At 33.7% G+C, this 24170-nt stretch carries 11 protein-coding genes; 1 reads left to right on the forward strand and 10 read right to left on the reverse strand.

The features are described from left to right. Nucleotides 1–5: 5 nt before the first annotated feature. Nucleotides 6–1583, reverse strand: coding sequence for a sulfatase (locus Q4Q34_RS01635; protein ID WP_303317280.1), 1578 nt, complete (start codon nucleotides 1581–1583; stop codon nucleotides 6–8). 377 nt (nucleotides 1584–1960) lie between these two features. Between Q4Q34_RS01635 and Q4Q34_RS01640 the strand changes: the two genes are divergently transcribed. Further along, nucleotides 1961–3346, forward strand: a complete 1386-nt coding sequence (locus tag Q4Q34_RS01640) for a helix-turn-helix transcriptional regulator (RefSeq protein ID WP_303317279.1) — start codon at nucleotides 1961–1963, stop codon at nucleotides 3344–3346. Between the two features lie 60 nt (nucleotides 3347–3406). On the opposite strand, the gene Q4Q34_RS01645 is transcribed toward Q4Q34_RS01640, so the two are convergent. The 9 genes from Q4Q34_RS01645 to Q4Q34_RS01685 form a co-directional block, all read right to left on the reverse strand. Continuing rightward, entirely contained in the window at nucleotides 3407–6259 is a 2853-nt protein-coding gene (locus Q4Q34_RS01645; protein ID WP_303317278.1) for a hypothetical protein, read from the reverse strand. Continuing rightward, nucleotides 6256–9504: a glycoside hydrolase family 2 TIM barrel-domain containing protein gene (locus Q4Q34_RS01650; protein WP_303317277.1), complete on the reverse strand. Its 3249-nt coding sequence runs from the start codon at nucleotides 9502–9504 to the stop codon at nucleotides 6256–6258. The genes Q4Q34_RS01645 and Q4Q34_RS01650 overlap by 4 nt, the downstream gene beginning before the upstream one ends. Nucleotides 9505–9736: 232 nt before the next feature. After that, nucleotides 9737–10891: a mandelate racemase/muconate lactonizing enzyme family protein gene (locus Q4Q34_RS01655; RefSeq protein ID WP_303317276.1), complete on the reverse strand. Its 1155-nt coding sequence runs from the start codon at nucleotides 10889–10891 to the stop codon at nucleotides 9737–9739. Between the two features lie 9 nt (nucleotides 10892–10900). Beyond that, a complete protein-coding gene (locus Q4Q34_RS01660) occupies nucleotides 10901–12469 on the reverse strand; it encodes a sulfatase family protein (RefSeq protein WP_303317275.1) in 1569 nt (522 codons plus the stop codon). A gap of 130 nt (nucleotides 12470–12599) precedes the next feature. Further along, a complete protein-coding gene (locus Q4Q34_RS01665) occupies nucleotides 12600–14252 on the reverse strand; it encodes a hypothetical protein (RefSeq protein ID WP_303317274.1) in 1653 nt (550 codons plus the stop codon). Nucleotides 14253–14262: 10 nt separating this feature from the next. Further along, nucleotides 14263–16020, reverse strand: a complete 1758-nt coding sequence (locus Q4Q34_RS01670) for a RagB/SusD family nutrient uptake outer membrane protein (protein ID WP_303317273.1) — start codon at nucleotides 16018–16020, stop codon at nucleotides 14263–14265. An 11-nt stretch (nucleotides 16021–16031) separates the two neighbouring features. Continuing rightward, nucleotides 16032–19148: a SusC/RagA family TonB-linked outer membrane protein gene (locus Q4Q34_RS01675; protein ID WP_303317272.1), complete on the reverse strand. Its 3117-nt coding sequence runs from the start codon at nucleotides 19146–19148 to the stop codon at nucleotides 16032–16034. 140 nt (nucleotides 19149–19288) lie between these two features. Then, nucleotides 19289–21202, reverse strand: coding sequence for a right-handed parallel beta-helix repeat-containing protein (locus tag Q4Q34_RS01680; protein ID WP_303317271.1), 1914 nt, complete (start codon nucleotides 21200–21202; stop codon nucleotides 19289–19291). 616 nt (nucleotides 21203–21818) lie between these two features. Beyond that, complete coding sequence (locus tag Q4Q34_RS01685) at nucleotides 21819–24170, reverse strand: glycoside hydrolase family 2 protein (protein WP_303317270.1); 2352 nt, start codon at nucleotides 24168–24170, stop codon at nucleotides 21819–21821.

Consider the following 24170-nt stretch of genomic DNA (forward strand, 5'->3'; position numbering starts at 1 on the left):
CTATTTTAAATATTTAGCAACTGATTCATTTGTTGCTGTAAATTCTTTTTTATTTTGTTGTATTTTTTGTCTGAAGCTAAATTATTCCATTCATAAGGATCCTTCTCGTTATCATAAAGTTCCTCCTTACCATTTACATAACGGATATATCTATGTGTCTCAGACCTCACTGAATAACTTTGTTCCTTAACTTCGTTACTTTTAAAGTTTCCCCTAACGACAGTTAAAGCGACATCAGGCCCCTTCCATTTAGGGTTATCAGGATTTTCCAAGAATGGCTTTAGACTATAACCGCTTAACGGTTTACCGTTATCGTTTTTTAAATTACTTGATTTGATATTAGAAAAATCAGCAATGGTTGGATACACATCAATTAAAGAAACAGGATGGTTGATACGCACGCCTTGGCTTATTTTCAAATCTGGTGCCTTTACTATCAGAGGAACTCTTGTGCTTTCTTCCCATAAATTATTTTTATATAAAAATTCTTTCTGTCCGTGATTATACCCATGGTCGCTAGTTAAAATAACTATAGTGTTTTCATCGAAACGGCTCTCTTTTAGAGCTTTCAAAACCTTACCAACTTGATCGTCTACGAAACTAATACAGGCTAAGTAAGCTTGTAAATATTTACGCAATCCTTCATCCAAGGTTGGATACGATGCTTTTAATTCTTCAAAATGTTGTGCCCATGGTGGCGTCCATTTAAATGTTGTACGATAATATGTATCCTCTGTATCATTTTCTTTAATAACTGGCACTTTTAATGTTTCTAACGGATACATATCAAAATACTTTTGAGGTGCTACTAAAGGAGTGTGAGGACGCACAAAACCTACAGCCATAAAGAATGGATTATTGGATGCTGTTTTTTCTAAAGCCTTAATTTTTTCGACTACCCATTTTGCATGTTGTTCATCATTTAGTAAATCTCTATCGTTTTCATTTATATATTTAAAGGGTTTACGATTAGCTACATCAAACCAACCATTATATCCTGGAAACTTACTATTAGCAGGAACATCTGGAACATTGGCTAAGGAAGTAAACAGTCCATCGTTTTTATTGTTAGAATATTCCTTTGGCATTATGGGGTGTGGTACAACTTTTTTACCATTGAAAGCGTAAGGACCGAAGGTATTTGCTATTCCATATTCATGCCATTCAGATTTTACTCTATCGTGCATTAATTTACCTGTAGCATAGGTATCATATCCATTGTCTCCCATAAATTGAGCAAGGGATTTACTGTTTTTTAAAACTTCATTTTCTGTCCAATTTGTAAACCAAAAATTTTGTGAAACATGGGGATAAATTCCAGTTAAAAAACTTGCTCTCGAAGGGGCACATATTGGTGCATTCGTATGAGCATTCGTAAAAACAGTACCCTCCTTAGCTAGTGCGTCCATATACGGTGTTTTTACTTGTGGATGCCCACCTAAAAAACCTGTGTAATCATTTAAATCGTCTAATACAATAAGTAGAACATTGGGTTGATTTTTATTTTGAGAATTAATATAGTATGTATTACTTAATCCAAAAAACAGCAATAGAAGACTTAAATATTTTTGGCACATCAACATAAAATCCAATTTGATTTTTCATAAAATTAAATTTTTCATGTATTCAAACCTAATAAAAGAGATTACATAAACTTAACATTACAAAAATTTATATTTATATTAGCTTAACATAAAATATTATTAACAATTTTAATATCAATATTAAATAACTTATTATCAATTATTTAAATAAAAAAATAACTGTTTTTAAAATTATTTACCTACTTAACATAGTATGTTTTTCAAGTTTACATGCACAACAGTTTAAAACTCATTTCCACGAAGGTTTGATCGAGTCTAATGTAGCAAGTGATTCTATATTTTATGTATTGCAAAAAACTAAAAAACAGGCTAATTTTAAAAAAGACACCACACAATTAATAAAGAGTCTAATTTCTTTGAGTACATACGAACGCTACAGGTTAAATTATAATCAAGCATTTAACAATGCTGGTGAGGCGCTTATTGTAGCCGAAGTTAAGGATGATTCTCTATTAAAAGCAAAAGCATATGAAGAGTTAGGTGTGTTGACTTATTTGTATAAACAAAATGAAGAGTCTGGTGATTATTTTTTGAAAGCTCATAAGCTTTATAAAAGTTTGTATAAAAATGGGGAATTAAATATCTCTGACTTATATCAATCCCATTATAACTTGGTTATGCATTATCAACGTATTGAGCATCAAAGTTATTTAAAAGCACATATTGACACTTGTTATAGTTTATCTAAACAATTTAAGGCTAATGCTGTTTATAATCTTTATCTTCAAGAAAAGAAAGCTAGTTTAGAAGAATGGAATAAAAATTACAATAAGGCTATAAAATTACTTGAAAGTATTGCATTTCAGTTGGAAAATATTGAATCTAATGTGCAATTAAGAGTAGATGATAGGCGATTTTTACTCATTGTTTATGGTAGAATATCTAATATTTATTTGAAGCTAAATAAGCTTAATTTAGCTGAAATCTATTTTGAAAAGTTTGTAAAGGTTAATGGCGTTATAGGAGAAACTACCTTTTATAGGTCTTTTTTATATTCTCGTTATGCAGAAGTTTTGTCTAAGTTAGGAAAGTATAATAAAGCTTATGAATATGAACAACAATCGAATTCTATTGGAAATGCTTATTTAAATCCTAGAAATGATAGAAATAAAGGGTTTTTAACCGTGAAAAATCCTTATAAAGAGCAACTCGTAAAAAAAAATGAGCAAATTAATATCAAAAACTTAGAGCTCGCAAAAAACCAAGAAGAGATCCTCAGGTTCAGGATACTTTTCTTTACAATATTGCTAATCCTAGTTATTGTTGTTTTTTTAGTAAGATCTAGAATTCGATCATTGAAGTTTCAAAAAAAGCAAGAGATTTCTAATGAACTTTTAAGTATTAAGAATAAAGAGTTGACTTCAAATACACTTCAGTTAATAGAAAAAGAAGAGGTTATTAAACAGCTAAGTTCTTATATAAAAGAGTCAAATCCAGATAAGCGTTCTCTGTCTTTATTGAAATCCATAGAGCGTAGTTCTACAAGTTTATGGGATGCTTTTAATACGCGTTTCAAGGAACAGAACATCGGATTTTATGCCAGACTTCAGAAAAAAGTGCCTAATCTATCATCTTCTGATTTAAAATTATGTGCTTTGATTAAATTGAATTTTTCAGGAAAAGAAATGGCTTACCTTTTAGGTATTTCTCTTGGTAGTGTTCATGTTGCCAGACATAGACTACGAAAGAAAATGAACCTAAACAGAGAGGTCAACTTAACAAATTTTATAAACTCAATTTAATTAATACAATTACAATTAGAAAGTAAATACTTTTTAGATAAGCTTATATTTAATCTGTATTTATTTAAACTCTTCTTTTAATTCAACATCCAAAAACCTAAACATTCCTGCCGATATATTGATTTTAGCCATAGTTTTTCCATTTAGCTTTATGACTTCGCCTGATACTATGTCTGTGATTTTTTTAACATTTACGTTGTTAAATTTTATTTGTGCTACTCTATCTTTTGGGTTTAAATATCCTTTGTCTAATAGTGTTAGCCGTAAATGTTTGGGAGCTGTTTGTGCTGCTATCCAAGCAACATCTCCTTTTACATTAATAGGTAATAGTTTTGATGCTTTTTGAATTTCATTCGCTACAACTTTGTAATATTCATCTGCATTATATTTTTCTCTGCCATCAGCAGAATAATAATAACGTCCGTCAGTATAAAATTCTTTAAGCTTATCTTTATAAAATGGGTGTAAATGGTCCACTAATTTTCCTCTTGGAGCATTTTTATCAGCATGATCTCCAGACTGAGGCGGTGTTATCATTACCATACCGTTTGGGAATGGAGCCAAAAAATTGGACCTTCTGTCTTTTACACCTGAAGCATACTTTGAAAAGTCCCATTGAGGAACTTCAGCTCCAGACCATTCTCCACTCACTCTATTGAACACGTATGGATTATTGGGATGAAAATCTTTGTCATACCTAATACTTGCAGACATACTACCACCTTCTCTTATGTATCTTTCATCGGGGTTTAGCATACTTAAATGTACAGGAGAAAAACTTAAAATCTCTGATGTTTTAGGTACATATAGAGCTCCAGTTCCAATTAATTCCCAAAGTATGGACATATAATAGTCTGAATGGTTTGATTTTATACCAAAATTGTTAACATACACCGAGCCATAGGATATATGAAATATAGAATGACGTAATGCATGATTAGGTAAATTTTGATGAGAAAATGATCTATTTCTCATAAAAACCGGGTTATCTCTTGCATAACGAGTACCCCAGCCATTTGATACGCCACTTGCCCATAATCCTAATCTGCCTGCTATACTTAAATCTTGGGTTTGATCCAGAGTCTGTTCCATTGAAGGGATTAAAACACCGGCAAATTCGCCAGATAAAAACCTATTCCAATCTTTTTTGTATATATACGATTGCCAAAAAAGGTGCTTAGATCTTATGAATAGTTTTAGATTATTATGTACTTTACCATATTCTGCAAGTGGATAGAAAAGCTTATCTAAAGCCTCATCAAAAGTTTCTTTGTGCAATATGGTTAATTCTGGCCAAATCCATATAGATAGTTTTCCGTTTCCGGCTTCTGCTGTATATTTAATGGTTTCTGCACCAAACATAAAAGGGTCAACACCATGGCCACCCCATGTAACAAGGCCATTTTTATTATATCCTTTTATGAGTTGTTTTCTAACGTCTTCCTTACTCAAAGAATAATTTCGTCTACCGTCTCTTTGCTCTCTCAAGGTCTTGCTTTTAATATTAGATCTGTCCCATTCGTGAGCACCGCGAACATAGGCATACCCCATAAACTTCACATTTGGGTATTCTTTTTCTATTTGCCTTGATTTTTCCCTTAGTTCTTCACCTTTTGGTGGAGACATTATATAAACTTTGGAAGGTTCTTTTTCCCAACTCGGTTTTTTAAAGGATGATAGTTCTTTTTTAAACTGTTTTGAATTCTCTAAAATGTTAGCAATAGTTCCTTTAGGCTTCATATCTTCAAATGCCTTTTTCCAATTAGGAGTGTTTAAATCTAACACATGAATTTGATTACCACCACTTTGTATACTAGCCAAAATCATTTTATTGCTTTTGGCATCGTATACCATATCGTTATATGAGTAAGTACCCATTAACAATTCTGTTTTTTCTGGATTAAATGAAGGAGGGATAAGGTAAACACGTTCTCCCATCAAAACAAAGTATTGAAAGCTATCTCCTTTAGGAATCATTTCAATTTGAGTAACTCTGTAACCAAAGCCATTTTTAGGCTTCATAGTGTTTAAATCAAAAATTTTTATTTTTTTTGTTTTAGGATTGTAAATACCTATATGATTTCCTGGTTTTATACCTGAAAAGCCCAGGATGAATATATTCTTGCCAACACCAGGTATATTTCTTACTTTTGAGTCACCTACAGGACCAAACCTAAACTTATGAGAGTCAAAAGGTTTAGGTTTCATAGGTTCAAAATAAAACATCTCTCTGTTGGTATCTGTATTAGAAACAATACCTTCCAAGGCCAAAATATCTGAGCCGTCTTCTTGGGGCATCGGTCTCAAAAAATTAACGGTATGTACGTTTTTTGGTAATGTACCATCATCAATCCAAACTTTGTTAGGCTTAACAGTGGTTTTATAACTTATAGATGGTATCGTTTTAAGTAATTCACCTTTATTTGAAACATAATATAAGTTTTGGTCATTTCCGCCAGTAGCTATATAAGGAGCTTTTTCTCCTTTTTGATGAATAACACAAACGGAAAGCAGCGGTACATCATTTTGTTTAAATTTCCAAAGTAATTTTCCTTCAGCACTTAAACAATAAAGTGTTCCGTTAGCATTTGCAGCAAGTACTTCATCATTGCCATCTAAATTAATGTCCTCTACCCAAATCTCATGATTCATGATGCCTCCTGAGAAGCTTTCTTCCCAAAGTATATTCCCTAAGTAGTCCATAGCTATAATACTACCTTCGTAAGTATTACCTATGATATAATCCTTACCAGAAAAATGAGCTATTTTAACTTTGGTAATGTTGTGATTCGCATTGAAACTTACAAAAGGAACCTTTAATTTCGCTTTAAAGTCTACCTGCCCAACTGTTTTACAAGAACATAATAACAGAACTAATGCAAAAAATGTTATATGAATATTTAATATTTTCATTCTATTATAAATTCTAATTGATATTTTCCAGAAGGAATAATATACTGTGGTAAAGTTTCAGAAAGCGTGCCACCAACACTCATTTGAACCAAATTCAGGTTTAAGGTATAAAATCCTTGAGGTTTCAAATCATAAGGGTGCTTAGCATCCTGAATATTTTTAGCCGAATAAGGCCATATTGAAAATCCAAATTCTGGCGAACCTTGAATTACTATGTTGTTTTTTTTATTTTCAGAAAGTTTCAACCATTTTACCTCAGAACGATTACCATTTTCCTGTGGAAAGATGTAATTGGTAAATAAATCGTCTGTGTTAAAAATATATTCATCTACAATAGTACCTCGCTTTCTGTCTATATAATTTTCCCACGGCCCTTTTCCATAGAAAGCTGTTTTGGAATAATTTTTAGGCACTCCTAATGTCATTCCAAATTTTACTAACCCTGGCAAAGATGCATCTGCATCCATAACCATTTTTACAATCAATCTTCCATCACTTAAAAAACGATAGTCAATTTGTAATTTAACTTCTTCATTAAATGATTTAGTGACTTTGACTACGACATCATTTTCTTGTTTATTCTCTATATTTATAGATTCTGTCTTTAATTTATCGGCTAAAAATTCCCAATATTCTCTTGATTTTCTAAATGATCTACTGCTTGCACCACGTAAATCATTATCTATTGGAGGGCGGAAAAAGTCAGGTTTTAAGGGCGAAGCTATTTGCTCTTGATTATTGGTTTTAAAGGAACTCAACTCACCATTTAACTTTGAAATTAAAGCCGAAAAACCTTGGCCTGAAACTTCAATTGAATGTTCTGATTCTTTTATTAAAACCTTAGCTTTTGATATTGATTTATATCCCTTAGTGACTTGACTCGCTTTCAGAAGTATTTGATCCTTTGCAATCTCAAAACCTTTACCTGCCCAAAGACGATTTTCCTTTTCATGAACAGAAATGTTAATCCAGTAATCGGAATCATCTTTAAAATTTATCTTTTTAAAAGGAATAGTTATTTCAGAAGAGGTATTAGGTTCAACATTAATGTTATTTAAAATTCCTGACTGTATTTCGTTTCCATTCTTAGAAACTACCCACCTTACTTGATAAGCATTGAGATTGGTTTCATTTAAATGATTTATGGCTTTGAGCTTTCCATTTTTAACATCTACTGCTTCAAAATTAAAGGGTTGGTGAATATATTTCACTTCCCACGCATGTGGATTCGCTTTCCTATCTGGAGAAAACACACCATTAATACAGAAATTTTTATCATTTGGAATGTCTCCAAAATCTCCGCCATAGGCATAGAATTTATCACCTTTTTTAGTCGTCGTTTCTAATCCTTGATCTATCATATCCCAAATAAAACCACCAATTAAGTTCTTTTTAGAATTAATTAAATCCCAATAGTCGCCTAAACCACCAATAGAATTCCCCATGGCATGTGCATATTCACACATAATAATTGGCCTATTAATGTATTTACTCTCAGACATTGCTTTAAGTTGGTAGATTTCAGGATACATTCTACTCAAAACATCTACATAATCAGGATCATCAGGATTTGCATGGGCTTTTCCTCTAAATACCTTTTGTCCTTCAACACCTTCCTTGTATTCTGGATGTGTAGGTTTACCTTGTGCGCCTTCATAATGCATAAAACGTGAAGAGTCATAATCTTTTGCCCAAGCAGCTGCAGCAGCAAAGGCAGGTCCAGTACCAGCCTCATTACCTAAAGACCACGAAATAATACTTGGATGATTTTTATCTCTGTCTACCATCCGCATTACTCTACTTAATATTGGGATTGACAAACTTGGTTGTTGTGGTGCATAACTGCCTAAATGATGTGTTTCAATATTAGCTTCATCCATGACGTAAATACCATATTTGTCGCATAAATCATAGAAATATGGGTCATTGGGGTAATGTGATGTTCTTACGGCATTAAAATTGAACTGCTTTAGCAATTTTACGTCAGCTTCCATATCTGCCCTAGTAAGCGCTTTTCCTCGAATTGGATGGTGATCGTGACGGTTTACTCCTTTAATTTTAGTTACTTTTCCATTAATAAGAAGTTCACTTTCCTTACTGAAGGACACCGTTCTAAATCCAATTTTTTGACTTCGGGATTCTACAATTTCTCCTTTTGGATTTTTAACATCGAATACTAAAGTATATAGATAAGGGTTCTCTACCGACCATTTATTTGGTTGTTTTATTTGGGCTTCCAAAAAAGCAAATTTATTAATATCACGTTGTGGCCATCGTTCAAAATGCACATCTTCTATACTGCAAGACATTGGTGCTTCTAAAACCTTATTCCCTGTGGCGTCATAAAGTTGTGCTGAAATTGTCCAGTTTTTCAATTGGTCTTCGTCTCCTTTCATCCACAAATACGGGCGGATTTCTAGTTTGGCATCTTCTAAATCTTTATCAAATTTAGTACGCACAAACATATCGTTAAGTGCTATTTTAGGTTGTGCTAAGAGTAAAACCTCTCTGTGAATACCACTTAATCTCCACATATCCTGATCTTCTAAATAGCTACCATCACTCCAACGAAATACTTGAACAGCAACTCGGTTTTTTCCTGCTGAAATAAAATCGGTTATATCAAATTCTGCTGCTAATCGACTACCTTGACTGTAACCCACTTTCTTTCCATTTACCCAAACATAAAAGGCTGACGATACGCCTCCAAAATGTAGAATAACAGATTGGTTTTCCCATGCTTCAGGAACAGTAAAGTCTCTATAATAACTACCAACAGGATTGTCTCTATATCTTTCTATATAAGGAAATTGAGGCGGATGTGGCCCTAAATAACTAAAATTTCGTTTGCCTCCATTTTGAATATTTGGCGTAAAAGGATAAATGATATTACTGTAAATAGGTTGTCCATAGCCTTGAAGTTCCCAATTTGAAGGCACTGGTATCTTTTTCCATTCTTTTGAGTTTCCTTCAAAATCTTTAGTAATAAAATCTTGTGGTCTTTCAGACGATTTCTCTACAAAATTAAACTGCCAGAGGCCATTTAAAGACTGCATTCTGGAAGTTTCCCTGTTACCTATTAAGGCATCTTGATGATTAACAAAGGAATAACTTGGTACGCGAGAACGCAACTTATTTTGCTCGAACATTAATTCGTTTTCCCAATCATTTTGTTGAGCGATAGCCAGATTACCAATAAAGGCACTACTTAAAAAAAAGAAAATACTTATTTTGAGGGCATGCATACAGATTCAATATTTATTATGTAAATTAATTGTCTCATTAAAATTTAAGACCTAAATGACTTAAGACTATTATATCAAATCAGCAAGATATTGAATTTTAAAAAGGGTACAAAGACAGTTTTTTTCTTTTTTAGATTACACCTATACTTTTAACACATTTTCAGTTATAGTTCACCGTCTATATATGATTTTTTGTACCTAAAATTTCGTAGTATTTATTTCTAATGATATTTTATATAACCTCTCTTAAAACTTTCTTGTTAATTGAATATTCACTTAAAACATCTTCATCTACATCGATCCCTAATCCTGGTCTATTAGGAACTTCTATCATACCATTGTTCATCTTAATTTTTGGAAAAGTGAGACGCTCACGCAGTCCATTTTCTGTTTGATCAAACTCCATTAAAAAATCTGGTTGGTACATTCTTCCCGGTACAGACTCTAAATTTGAAATAAAATGCAATGCGACATGAAGCCCGATAGAAGTACCCCACGTGTGCGGAATTAAATCTACTCCATTTGTTGTTGCCAATGCTGATATTCTTTTGGCCTCAGTTAAGCCTCCGCATGCACAAATATCGGGTTGTAAAATATCTACCGATTTATTTTTTATCAACTGTTGAAATCCAAATCTTAAGTATTCGCATTCTCCTCCTGCAATTGGAATACTGGTTTTTTGTCTTAATTCATTATACTGTCCATAAAATTCTGGAGAAATTGGTTCTTCAAACCACTTAATATCATATTTTTCGATTTTCCTTGAAAGTTCAATTGCTTCTCGCAATGTATATGCGTGATTAGAATCTATCATTAACTCAATATTATCTCCAATGGTTTCACGTATTAATTTTACATTAGCCACATCTTCTTTTATTCCCAGGCCAACTTTCATCTTCATTGCCTTAAAACCCTGCGATACATATAGCTTAGCTTCTTCAACAAAACCTTTAGAAAAATCATTGTGATCTGTAAAATACAAACCTGTAGCATAAGGCTTAATTTTATTTCTATGTGCCCCACCCAATAGTGTAGAAATTGGAAGTCCTAAAAGCTTACCTTTTAAGTCCCAAATAGCAATATCTAATGCGCTTATTGACGCCATTAAAGTACCTCTTCTAGCAAAGTCAAGAGTTTTACGATACATTTTATTCCAAATAACTTCATTCTCAAGAGGGTTTAGACCTATTACCATCGGTTTTAATAAATCAATACCAGCTTCTACTAATTTTGCTGGTCCATATCCTTCCCCCCAACCATAGGTACCATCTTCTGCTGTTACTTTAACAACACAAATACATCTTTCAGAATACTCCCATTGTGAAAAGAAAAAACTTTGTTGTAACTCATCTTTTAAGACAAAGGTTTCTATTGCTTTTATCTTCATAATTCAATTTTATCTAAATACTACTTCTTTTACACCTGTTTTATAATCTTTTCCTCTTAATTCTTCAAAGATTTTAATCATTTCAGTAAGCTTTTCTGGGTTAGATTTAGCAAGATTGTTTTGTTGCCCTAAATCTTCCTTTAAATTGTATAGTTGGAATTCAGGCATATTTCCAACTTCAATACCCACTTTCTCTCTAAAATTCCTTCCCTTATATGGTGGAATCATCAACCAATTTCCATGACGTAATGCAGTCTTACCAGTTGCTTCAATAATCAAACTCTTTCTACCTTTGTTTGATTTACCCATAAAGGCATCCAATACATTTATACTATCTGTCATTTTCTCTTCCGTTCCTACTAAATTCCCTAAAGAGGCCAAGAGATCCATTTGACAGACTATAGCATCTGAAATTAATGGCTGAATCTTCCCCTTCCAATAAACAATAAAAGGAACACGTGTACCGGCTTCAAATATGCTATATTTTCCACCCCTTAGTGGTCCAGCGGGTTTGTGTTTACCTAATTTTTCCACAGCATCATCATAATAGCCATCATTCAATACAGGACCATTATCACTTGAAAAAACAATTAAGGTATTTTCTAGCAGCCCTTCTTTTTCCAGTGTTTTCATAAATTCACCAATACACCAATCTGCCTCTAAAATCACATCTCCTCTTGGTCCCATGCCTGATTTACCAACAAATCTTGGATGTGGTGTACGAGGTACATGTGGTTGTTGCATGGCGTAATACAAAAAGAAAGGGTTGTCTTTGTGTGTTTTAACATATTCCTGGGCTTTATCCAGAAAATGGTCCGCCATATCCATATCACTCCATTTGGCAGACTGTCCTCCTTTCATATAACCAATGCGCCCAATACCATTAACAATACTATTATTATGTCCATGATGCCACTTCATGGTAAGCATTTCTGGGTCCGATAAGGCTGTTGGCTCTCCTTCAAAATTATTGGCATAGTCTGCCTCAATAGGGTCATTTTTATCTAGACCTACTACATTTCCGTTTTCGATATAAACTGTGGGGACACGATCCTGAGTAGCCGCAAGAATATAGGACTCATCGAAACCTACTTCATTTGGCCCTGGTGCTACATGTTCGTTCCAATTTACTACGCCTGTGCCTAAACCTAAGTGCCATTTACCAACAATAGCAGTATTATAACCCTCCTTTTTTAAAAGTTTAGGTAATGTTTGTTGCTCAGTACTTATTAATAAGGGTGCTGTTCCAGGTAAAATTTTCGCTTTTTTATTCCGCCACGGATACATTCCTGTTAGCAAGGCATATCTACTAGGAGTACATGTAGCTGAAGATGCATATCCGTTTGTAAATTTTACACCTTGATTAGCCAATGCATCTATATTAGGGGTTTGTAATTCTGTAGCCCCGTAAGAACTTAAGTCGCCATAGCCTAGATCGTCAAGATATATTACGACGATATTGGGCTTTTCAACCACTAGCTTTTCGCTTGAGGTTTTCTCTTTTTTGGAGGTCTCATTATTACAACTTACTCCAGCAAGAAATAATAGCACGAGTACTAAAGAATTTATTTTTTTCATTCTATAACAATTGGGTTTTTGCTTTGACACATTTGCGCTATTTTCAAAAAGTATAACTAGTATTACTAATATAATAACAAAAAAAGGTTGAACTATGTAAGTACAACCTTTTTTTACGTGCTTTAATTTATTATATTCTTGGGTTTAGAGGTATCCATTTTAAATCATCAAAATAAATTATTTGCTCTCCAGTTACCCCTGAATTAGTTTCCGTATCAACAGATAAGTCAAACCTTGTGCCAGAAGGGATATCAGAATCAACTGTTTCAATTCTACTAATTTCAACCCATTCTCCTCTTGCAATGTTCTCAATATCCCAATCCATTATAATAGAAGGGTTTGCTAGGGTACTTCGAAAGGATTTCATAGTATTTCCATTTTCTAAATAAACCATATACGATATAAAATAAGTACCCGCAGGAATGCCATTGGGCTTTGAAAAATCAGATCCCTGCAATCTCATATTTTTTGAAATATCAAACTTATAGCGCATACTAGCCTCTCCATCTGATGCCTTATCAGTAGTTCTGAAGAAAATGGTCTCTGTTTGCCCCCCAGGGCCATCGTCATTAGTTCCTCCTACCCAAAATCCTTTAACAAAACCTCTTCTCCAATTAGTATCTTCACTTTCATAACTCGCCCATTCCTGCGATAATATGTTTGAGCCAAGTTCAATTTTAACACTTACAGGCTCAAAATCCTCGAGAGTTCTTGTATCAACAGAAGTTACCACACCTCCTGAAAAAGAAATCTCTATTTCATCTGAATTGAATGTTGGTGCTGACAATTTAAGCTCTAAAACAGTTGCGTCATCGGCATTAATTGAGACAGATTCAACTGGAATATTCTCATCAAAATTAGCAGCAGCATTTTTTACATTTACAGTAAATCCTTGGTTAATTGCCGTATCTATCTCTCCCGATACTGAAAACGAAAGCACGCCATCAGCACTCATATTAGGGGTTCCAACCAATTCAAAAGGCTTAGAAGATGGGATTACTTCTATTAACAGAGGAATTATCTTAATTGCTTCACCTTTTGGAGATGTAGCGCTTTCTTCTCTAGTAGATTCAATAAAACCTGCTGGATAAGTGCCCAAAGAAAAATAAGATGCCGCCGCTTCATCTTTATTACTTGTTTCTTGTTTAGCACCAGTAAAATTCCACTTTCTGCCACTTGGCTCTCCAGTAGTGGTCAGATCAATATAAGTTAACTCCTCACCTGCTTCAATGATTACTTTTGTCCATGAATCTATATTGTCTAAAGATGGTTCATCATTCTCAGAAACACTTAGTATCTCTTCATCTCCCTTCATTACTTTAAAACTTGGCTTAATGTTATCAAAAACTGTTATAGTAAACGCTTTTGTAATTTGCCAAACGCCATCAACTAATTCTGATCCTTGAACTTCTTCACTAAAAGTATTTCTAAGCTGTACTTCTTTAACCCCTGGTGTATTAAATAACAAATTGACTTGTTTTGTACCAACATTTGCTGGTCCATCACCAATTATAAATGGACTTAAATCAATTTCGCTATTTGTAAACTTTGTATTTAATATACTAACACCTTCTGGAATCACCCAAGTACTAGCCAATGGATTATTAGATAAGTCATACAACCCAATAAATTCATTTAAAGCCTTGTAATATTCTCCATCATCACCTTCAGTAGTTACCCATGAAAAACTGGAAAAGTCTCCATATGGAGCAACGTAGTCATCTTCTTCACAACCATAAATTATGGCTAACAACAAACTTGTTAAAATTAATATTTTTTTCATATCGTTTTTTTTAATTAGAAACATTTGGATTATTTATTGTCTCACTTGCTGGAAGTGGCAAATACCCATCCGAATAAAACTGAGCTGCTTGCACATATTCTCTATTTAATTGAAGGTCATCTTCATCAGTAGTTACACCTTTAACAACTAAACATTGTTGTCTGGTTCCAGTTCCATCAGCATCTTCATTTAAATAAGTGTAATCTGTTGCATAAAAGTCTAATTGACTTAATTCTTCAAAACGTTGCTTACCTACTCCCCATCTTCTTAAGTCTATATTTCTTGTTGAAAAACCTTCCACGCACAATTCCATAGGATATTCGTAAAACCTTAAGCGATCTGTTACTTCTTCAACTGTATCATAGTCCTCACCTTCTAAAGCTAAAAGCCCCCATCTTTTTCGAATTTCATTGATGTAAAATAGACCTTCATCCAATTTTCCTAGTTCTAATTTACATTCTGCCATCATTAAATAAACACCAGACAAACGATTTACCACGACGTTTTTAAAAGATTGAAAGCTATTTTCTCCGATATCCCTTTCATCAGCTACAAAGTCATGATTTGTATATTTTTTGAAAAAACCATATAAACCAGCAAATGCAAAATTATGCCTTACTGGTGCTGATGGTGCCAAATAGTATTCTGCATCCTCATCATTCACCACTGCTAACATTGCTGAGTTTCTTAAAGATACTTTACGCAATCTAGTTACACCTGCCCGATCTATTACAGTATTTCTAGGGTCAGAAACATCTAATTCATCACTAGCATATGCTTCTATTAACCAAGCTGCTGCTGTGAACTTTCTATTTGGATTTCTTCCACCAGCATCACGAGGAGCAGCCGTTCTCGATTTTACTTGCGAAAAATCCTCTTGGGTACCCGTCGTCCCAACAACTGGAATATGGTCACTATAATTAATTTCGAAAATAGATTCGGAATTGAAATCTCCTGCTTTAGTAAACATTAAAGTCCAATCTTGTACCAAACTATAACCATAATCTTTATTTTTATTATTAATAATATCATCAAAGACAGCTTCAGCTTCGGCAAATTCTTTTTCATAAAGATAGCTCATACCTAAAATTGTACCTGCCGCTCCAGCATCTACTCTAGTTCTTGGTTCCATTTGGCCTGGTAAATTTTCATAAGCATACTTTAAATCCTCTCTAAAAAACTCAATGACCTCACTTGATTCTGATACAGGTTTGTGAAAATCCGCAATATTTAGTGGATTCTTATCTCTCACAACAATCTTACCATGGTTATATACAGAATGTAAGTAAAAATGCCCTAAACCTCTAAAAAAGCGAGCTTGTCCCATTTGCTCTGTCCATCTAGGGTTACTTTTTAAATCTTCAGTCATACTGTCCAAACCTTCAATAACTTGATTGGCCCTAAAAATAACTTGATATATTGCATTCCACCTATCTTGTAACTGAATCATATTCTCATCAAATTGCTGTTCGTACCAATTTCTTGCATTCTCGGTTACATCTTGTTCTTTTACAGCAGCATTATTATTAAATCTTCCTCCTGCATGAGCCTCATCAGACCTCCATGCCTCAGTATCCACAGTATAAATACGTTCGTCTAGCATAGCTCCGTAAACAGATGTTAAGTTAGATTCTGATTCTTCTAGAGTAGACCAGTAAATATCACTAGATATTTCGTTAGGGTTTTGCTCCTCTAAATAACTGTCGCATGATGTTACTGTTGCCAATACTAGCAGTAGTAAACTATTAATTATTAAATATTTTTTCATAATGTATTTTTTTAAAAATCAAGTTTAATTCCTAAACTATAAATAGCCGCTAAGGGATATTTTGAGCTGTCTATACCACGTCTAGCAACGTTATTACTCCCTACTTCTGGATCAAATCCAGAATACTTAGTAAACGTTAAAGCATTTTGTGCAGATAAATAGATACGCGCTTTGTCTAAACCAATTCTATTAGAAACGTCTTTAGGCAATGAATACCCCAAAGTTACTTGTTTTAGTCTAACATAGTCTCCATCTTCTACCCATAAATCAGTCGCTCCTATATAATTAGGATGATTTCTTCCTTCTCCTTGAAAAAGAGGTATGTTAGAAGTTGGATTATCAGGTGTCCACATATTGGCTAAATCTTGATGACGTTGATAGTTATATATCAATGCTTTATTTCCATTTAAAATTTCAGCACCTACAGTTGCATACCAGTTCATAGACAAATCAAAGTTTCCTATGTCCCATCTTAAATTAAGTCCTAATTCGTAATCAGGTAAACCACTTCCTTTATAAACCCTATCATCATTATCAATTTTACCATCTCCGTTTGTATCAACATACTTTAAATCGCCAAGTCGTGCCCCTTCTCTATTTCCTAAAGTTCTATATTCATCTCTTTCTTCAACAGTTTGAATAACACCATCTGTTTCGTACAAGAAAAAAGCTCCAGCCTCTCTTCCTTTTGCTATAAATGTTATATCAGGGTCTTGATTAACTAACCTTACATTTGCATTTGGAATTTTTTCAACTCCGTCTATTATTTTAGTTACTTCATTCTCATTAGTCGTGAATGTTGCTCCAATACGCAATTTACTTTTACCTATTTTTGTCCTATAATTGGTCGACAACTCGAATCCTTTATTCTCCATATCTCCAATATTTAGCGTTAATGTTCTGGAATACAATGCACCTCCCGAACCAGGTAATGTAACTGGAAATAACATATCTCTTTTCTTTGTATGATAATAATCCGCTGTAACCGAAATCTTATTCTTAAATAATCCAAAATCTACACCTATGTTATTGGATACCGATGTTTCCCACTTTACATCTGCATTAGCATAAGATCTTATAGAAGTACCAAATTCTTCACCACTATCAGCAGGATCAAAAACATAATCTCCAAATGGAGCAATTGTACTTGCGTATGCATAATCTCTAAAGCTATCGTTACCAACTGTACCATGACTTAGCCTTAATTTTAATCTATTTACTGTAAGCTTTAAAGGCTTCCAAAATGGCTCATCAGAAACATTCCAAGCAAAAGATACTGATGGAAAAGTACCCCATCTAAAATTACTACCAAACCTAGAAGAGCCATCACGTCTTACTAGGGCAGATAATAGATACTTTCCCTTGTAATTATATTGAAGTCTTCCAAGTGTTCCAACAGTTTTTTTATTGTAATTATCTTGTGTACCTGGTGCATTATTATCTTCATTAAAACCACTATTTACACTTTCACTAATACTACCTCCATCCAAAACAGAAATACTATTGTTTAGCACCCCCTCTATATAAGCATCGAAAGATGTAAAACTATCTTCTTCGAGAGCTATAGTAGCTGATAATGTTAAAGAATGATCTCCAAATTGCTTTCTAAAATTCAAACTAGCATCCCAATTAAATTTAGTTGTACGTTGAGCAATATTAACTATGCCACTTCTAGTTGGATCTACCTCTGGATTCAAATCATCCTCTACATCAATTAAAATAAAATTTGGTCTAAATATATTTCTCTTATCGTTAGAAATCGATGTACCAACATTTGTCACGAAATTTAACGTATTTGATAACTTTCTATCTAGCTTTAAACTAGCATTGATCCTATCTCGATTACTATCATCTTTTCTTCTTAAAGCTTGATTTAAAGCAACCGCTGGTGTTCTAACACCACCAGTATCACCAATCTCACTTGAATCGGCATTTGGATCTATATATGGATAATATGGGCTATAACGGCTAGCTGTAGTAATAAGTCCCGTCGAAGACCTTCTTCTATTTTCTATAGTATAGGCAATACTACCTTGTATATTCCAATTATCTGTCTTATAAGTTGTGGTTGCTCTACCATTATATCTTTTAAAATTAGAATTAATAATTGAACCATCTTGATCAAACACCCCACCAACTATACTATAGGAAAATTTATCTGCACCTCCAGAAACCGTGAAATTGTAAGTTTTCACCTCTGCAGCTCTATTCAACACAAAATCGTCAAATTCATTATCATTATTAATCCATTCTGGAAACCTTTCAATAAGCGGATTAAAACTAATAGAAGAATAATTTCTTCTATTAACTTCATAGGTTAGTTGACTTTCTGTATTCATAAGCGGAGTACCTTCTCCATGTATAGCCTGTATACCATATGTATAAGAGAAATCAATATTCATTTGACCAGATTTCCCTTGCTTTGTTGTAATTAGAATTACACCTGCAGCTCCTCTTGCTCCATATACTGCGGTGGATGCAGCATCTTTAAGGATATCAATTGTTTCGATTTCATTAGGAGCTAATCCAGGATCTCCAATTTGGGGAATGCCATTAACAACATAAAGCGGTGTATTAGAACCACTTAAAGACGTAACACCTCTAATTTGTATATTTGCCGCTTCACCAGGCTCCCCTGAAGCAGCCGTAACATTTACACCTGCAATTTGTCCCTGAAGGGCATTTGATACATCTGAAGTTATAAACTGTTCAATATCATCAGATTTTACCTGAGCTACCGCACCAGTTAGTTCTTTCTTCTTCTGTGTACCATAACCAATTACCACAACCTCTTCTAAATCTTCAAGGTCGGCATCCATAGCAACATTTATCTGGCTTTTGGTAACCTTTACTTTTTCATCTATTAATCCTAAATAGCTAAATACAAGAACATCTCCCATATTAGCCTGAATGGTGTAGTTTCCATCAAAATCTGATACAGTCCCGACGCTGGTACCTTGTACCACAATAGCAACACCAGGTATAGGCAGACCATCTTCTGCTCCTGTCACGGTTCCATTTACGGTCGTTTTTTGTGCAAAAGCACTAAGACTTAACACTAAAAACAGAGCTGTGAGCAATGTCTTGTCCAGCCTCCGTCTTGTTGTAATTACATGTTTTAAATTCATTTAGTTTAGTTTAGTTAATAATTTTGGTTTAGTTAATTTATTCCTTAATTGTAGAATCACAATTCTTTATTTTAATTAAAGCATGATTCAACTAGTATCAGTATTTTTTTGCACAATGTTTATTTTTATATTTTAGTTAATTATCTAAATTCAATGTCCTCCCCAGATTCTTCTGTAACCAAAAGATTATCAGGTAGGGCTTCTCCTGTATAGGTATTGTTTTTAAATATTATATTCTTTGATGCCGAAACTTTTACAACCGGATTTTCAGGATGTAATTGTTGGAAAGTCCCTGAATTTGTAATGGTGTTTCCAGTAAACTCCAGTTTATCAGTGTTTGATATTTCTAATATTAGATTATCAAACTGTTTAAAAGAGTTGTTTGTTATCTCTATGTTTTTAAAAGCAATATTTTCGTTGTCGTCGTCTGTAACAAAACGTATAACCCCTCTATTTTTTCCTCCATGCTGACAATCTTGAAACACATTATTTCTAATAATGACATTAGCGGCATTACCAGATTCAAACCAATAACCACTTTCAACAGGTACTAGAATAGCTTCCATTTCAGTACTAAAAAAGTTGTTCTCAATAACTGTTTTCTTCGGATTAGAAATTAACAGTCCTCTAGCTCTGTTATTGCTTATGTTACAGTTCTGAACTAACAAGTCTGGGTAACCATCCAGGTTCTCTATTAAATCTCCTGCTCTTAAATCTTTAGGAAGTTTTTCATTTAGGGTAATGATTTGATATCTGCTGTTAATATATTCGGTATTTTTAATTGTTGCTTTTTTAAATGGAAAGAAAGAATCTTCCAATCTTACAAATCCCAATGTATCATTTGCCTTACCTATAACAAATCCTTTTTGCTGGTGGTGCATCATTCTAACACCTATTTGATTTTCTGAAAGAATGTCTACTATTTTTTGATAAGTGCCATGTACGTTTGTAGCATCATCTAATTGATTGTTAAATGTGCTATTCTTTAAAACTACTTTTCCACTACATCCTACAAAGTGGGTGGCATCAGCAGTAGTGGATACCATACGTCCATTTGATGGGGTGATATTAAAATTGTCTAAGATTAAATCTGATGAGTTTTCTGCTATAATCCCCATACCACCAGCGTGGTGAATATTTATATTAAATCCATTAAACCCATTTGTATGAGAAACCCTAAAGGCCGGTGACACTCTGTTAAAACCTTGCTCTCCTTTCATAACCAAAATCATACCTAATGGTGGCATTTGTTTTTTGTGGTTATGTACACGAACTAACCCTGGTTTAAGTTCTTCAATAAATAAATTGTCTTCCTTCCCAATGTACTTGTATTCTGGAGCTCGTTCCTCATGTTCATATTTATATACCATTGACTCAATGTACGCTTGAGTATTGTTCTTTTTAATTGTAGAGATGCCAGTGTATGCCTCAGTATTAAAAGCAATGGCTTTTCTTTTTGGGTCGAATAAAATAGATTGTCCTAAAGTATGCTCATAATAAGGCTTTATAAAATGAATTTGCCCATTTCGAATTTCATAAGGATAGGTTTCTGATATTTGCATATCAAAAGTTTTCTTTTCTTCATCACGCCCAACAATTAATCCTTCACTATGAAATGGGTCTGCCCAATCAATTGTTAAATTCTTAACTGTAATGTTAGAACTTTTATCTATTAAAAAAGGAATCATAACGCCATGAAAGATAAAAGTAGAGCCTTGACCATCAATGATTAAATTTTTGAAATCATTTATAGGAAATGGCGTGTTTATCATCAAATCGCAATGATTTGATATGTAAACAAATTGTTCTAACCCTTTGTCTGGGTAAAAATGGTATATTCCTTTTTGAAATTTAATTTGAGAAATGGGTTTTTCTTTCGCTTTAAGAATTCTACTCATTACAGCTGGAGTTGCATCTTCTGAAATACTTGAATTAAATATTACGATTTCTCCCTCGTTTATTTTAGAAAAGCAACTAAATACCACCATTCCAATTAAGCCTATAAAAAATAGAGAAGTTCTACCAAGCGACTTTGTTTGTTTTAATCTTACCATCAATTTTAATTTGTTTGGTAAATTTTGATTTTTTCCTCACAAATTTTGTAGGCATGGGTAAATTTGATGTACTTAACAGTAAAATAATTGTATTTCAGCACGAATTTAAGCCTGGTGACTTGCATAACCAGCGAAGTTTACAAATAATGGAGTTGTTTAGATTACGTTACTATTGGAAGGTATAAAAATAATATTAAAACAATGATTTTCAATTGTTTGTCATTTTCAACGGAATAAAGGATGAGAGAATAGAAATCTCATAAGGATAGGATTCTTTTCCTTCCTTCTGACAGCTACAGTGTCCCTACATCTTTAAAAAAGATTCATTATTTACTTTTCTTTGCCCGTCCAAAGAAAAGTAACAAAAGAAAAGACGCCCCTTCGATAGGAATTTCTTCTCTTGCTCACACTCGAGAAGAACCAAGCACAAAACTTCGACGTCGCGCCGATGCGCCATCCAACGCTATGCTCCTGGGTTTCGAAGCTTTTGTCCTTTATTCTTACGAAGGGTCGGAGCTTGCCTAACGGTCATTGCTTAACGAGCACCTTTAATCCCTTTTTAAATCTTATAATCCCCTGTTTAGGAGTCAATTGATTTATCAAGTACGTTAAGTCTCTAATTATTTAAAGTGAATTTACCTGTTAGCCCGTTTTTAGAGTTTGCCTCTACAACTATTGCTCCTTTTTTAGTACCCACTTTAATTAATGCAGTCGCTACACCAGCTTCTGTAGTTATTTTTTCAACATTCAACACCTCAATATCTCCATTAATAGCTAAATTGATGTCTTCTGAAAAATCTGGATTTATAGTATCATTATGGTCTACAGCAGCAATGTATAGGAAAATCACATCATTTACTCCGAACTCTAAATCCTTACCACTTTTATCTAGCCATATTTTTAACTTTGTAGGTTTTTCGGGTGTTTTTATTATATCCTCAGATACTTTCTTGCCATTCACAAATCCCACAGCTTTTAATGTACCCAATTTAAAATATGGTAATTTGAATGTAAACGGTGGATGCCTCAATTCTGAAGATATCTTATTTTTATCTGGTTTCTGACTACCTACTAGTTCATCATTTAAATAGAGTTTTACTTCCTCAGAATTACTATACACTTTAATATCCAATGGCGATTTTTTGTTCCAGTAACTTGCAATTTTTAGAATATTGCCTTCATCTCTATCTTTTTGACTTTGATAAAAATAATATGCGAATTTTGGCAATCTAAAAATATCCATAAGGCCTGAACGTTCAATATCATGGTGATAGCCTCGATTGTAATCATACATCACCCAATAACTATCAGAATATGCTTTTGTTGTGAGGTTATCGTTGTGAGCTTCTTGAACATTTACTGCCTGTCTTAACATACGTTCTTCACCAAAACCTCTCGCCTGACGACTACTAAACTCATCACGCAAATCATTAGGTAACTGATCTTGATTCAATCCAGCATTTTTGGAATAGTATTCCCAATCACCATACTCTGAAACTGAATATGGTTTATCTTTTAATTCATGCGGATGTAAAATTCTATGTTGACGTGCCTGAAGATAGATATCATACACATCGTCCATCCATCCACAAGAATAAACATGTTCTCCTGGGTATTCAGCATGAACGATTCTATCCAATTCCTCCATAAAAGGAACTGGCATTTTAGTTTCATTTAATGACACTTCCCAAGCTAATACACAAGGGTGGTTTCTATCTCTTCGTATTAACTCACTGGCAGAACGGTAACAGTAATTCTTGAAAGCCTCTGTATCTTTGTAAAATTGCCATCCCAAAATCGCATCAATAACTACCAACCCTAGTTCGTCACAGGCATCCATAAATGCTGGTGAATGTGGGTAATGTGACAATCTGATATAATCAAAACCCCCATCCTTTATCTTTTTGGCATCTCGATACTGAGCGTTATCTGACAATGCGTATCCGATATAAGGGTATTCTTGATGACGATTTACACCGCGTAAAAACGTCTTTTTACCATTGATATACAATTGATTATCCTTAAATGTAAATTCTCTTATTCCAAAACGTGTCGTTTCCTTATCTACTACATTTCCATTTACAAGCACTTTAGTTTCTAAATAATAAAGATTTGGTGATTTTGGTGACCATAAATTAGCGTTTTGAATCGTGAATTGCTTGTTTAAATTTATATCGTTTCCAGATTTAATTTCTGCAGTAGCTTTATTTTCGGCAATAAGCTGGTTATCAAAATAAATAGATTGAATTAGCTCTATTAATTTGTTTTTCTTGCTGTCATTTTCCAAATGTGTTTTTATAACTACAACGGAAGATTCTTTTGACACCTTTGGCGTCGTTATAAAAATTCCTCCACTGGCTACTTTGTTAGCTAAATTTGCATTTGAAATATACACATCGTCCTTAATAGTAAGCCAAGCGTTACGATAAAGCCCACCATACATATTGAAATCTAAAATCTTTAAAGGTTTAGGTCCTGTTACAGGGTTGTCTGTATTATTCAGTCGAACTGAAATACTATTTTTTTCGCCTTTATTAAGGTACATAGTTGCATCAACCACTATGGGTAAGTAACCTCCTTGATGTACCGAAACTTTTTCACCGTTTATATAGATAATGGAGTGGTTCATAGCCGCTTCAAATTCGATAAACACCTTTTTACCTTCAGTAAAGCTAGGGACTTCAAAAGATTTGCGGTACCAACACACTCCTTGCCATTGGTTATTTACAGTCAATGGTTCCACATTGGCAGTATGAGGTAAACTCACTGTTTCCCAACTAGAATCATCAAACGTCGCAGTTTCGAAACCTTCTTCTGAAAGGTTGGAAGCCTCCAATTTCTTAAACTTCCAATCTGAATTAAATTTTTCTCTAGAATTTTCTTTTACTTCCTCACAGGATTGCATGGTTATAAACAAAACACATGTAAAAATACTTACTATGGTGCGGTTCAATATTAAAAGCCTCAT

Source organism: Flavivirga abyssicola (genome assembly GCF_030540775.2).
In the GTDB taxonomy this organism is placed as follows: domain Bacteria; phylum Bacteroidota; class Bacteroidia; order Flavobacteriales; family Flavobacteriaceae; genus Flavivirga; species Flavivirga abyssicola.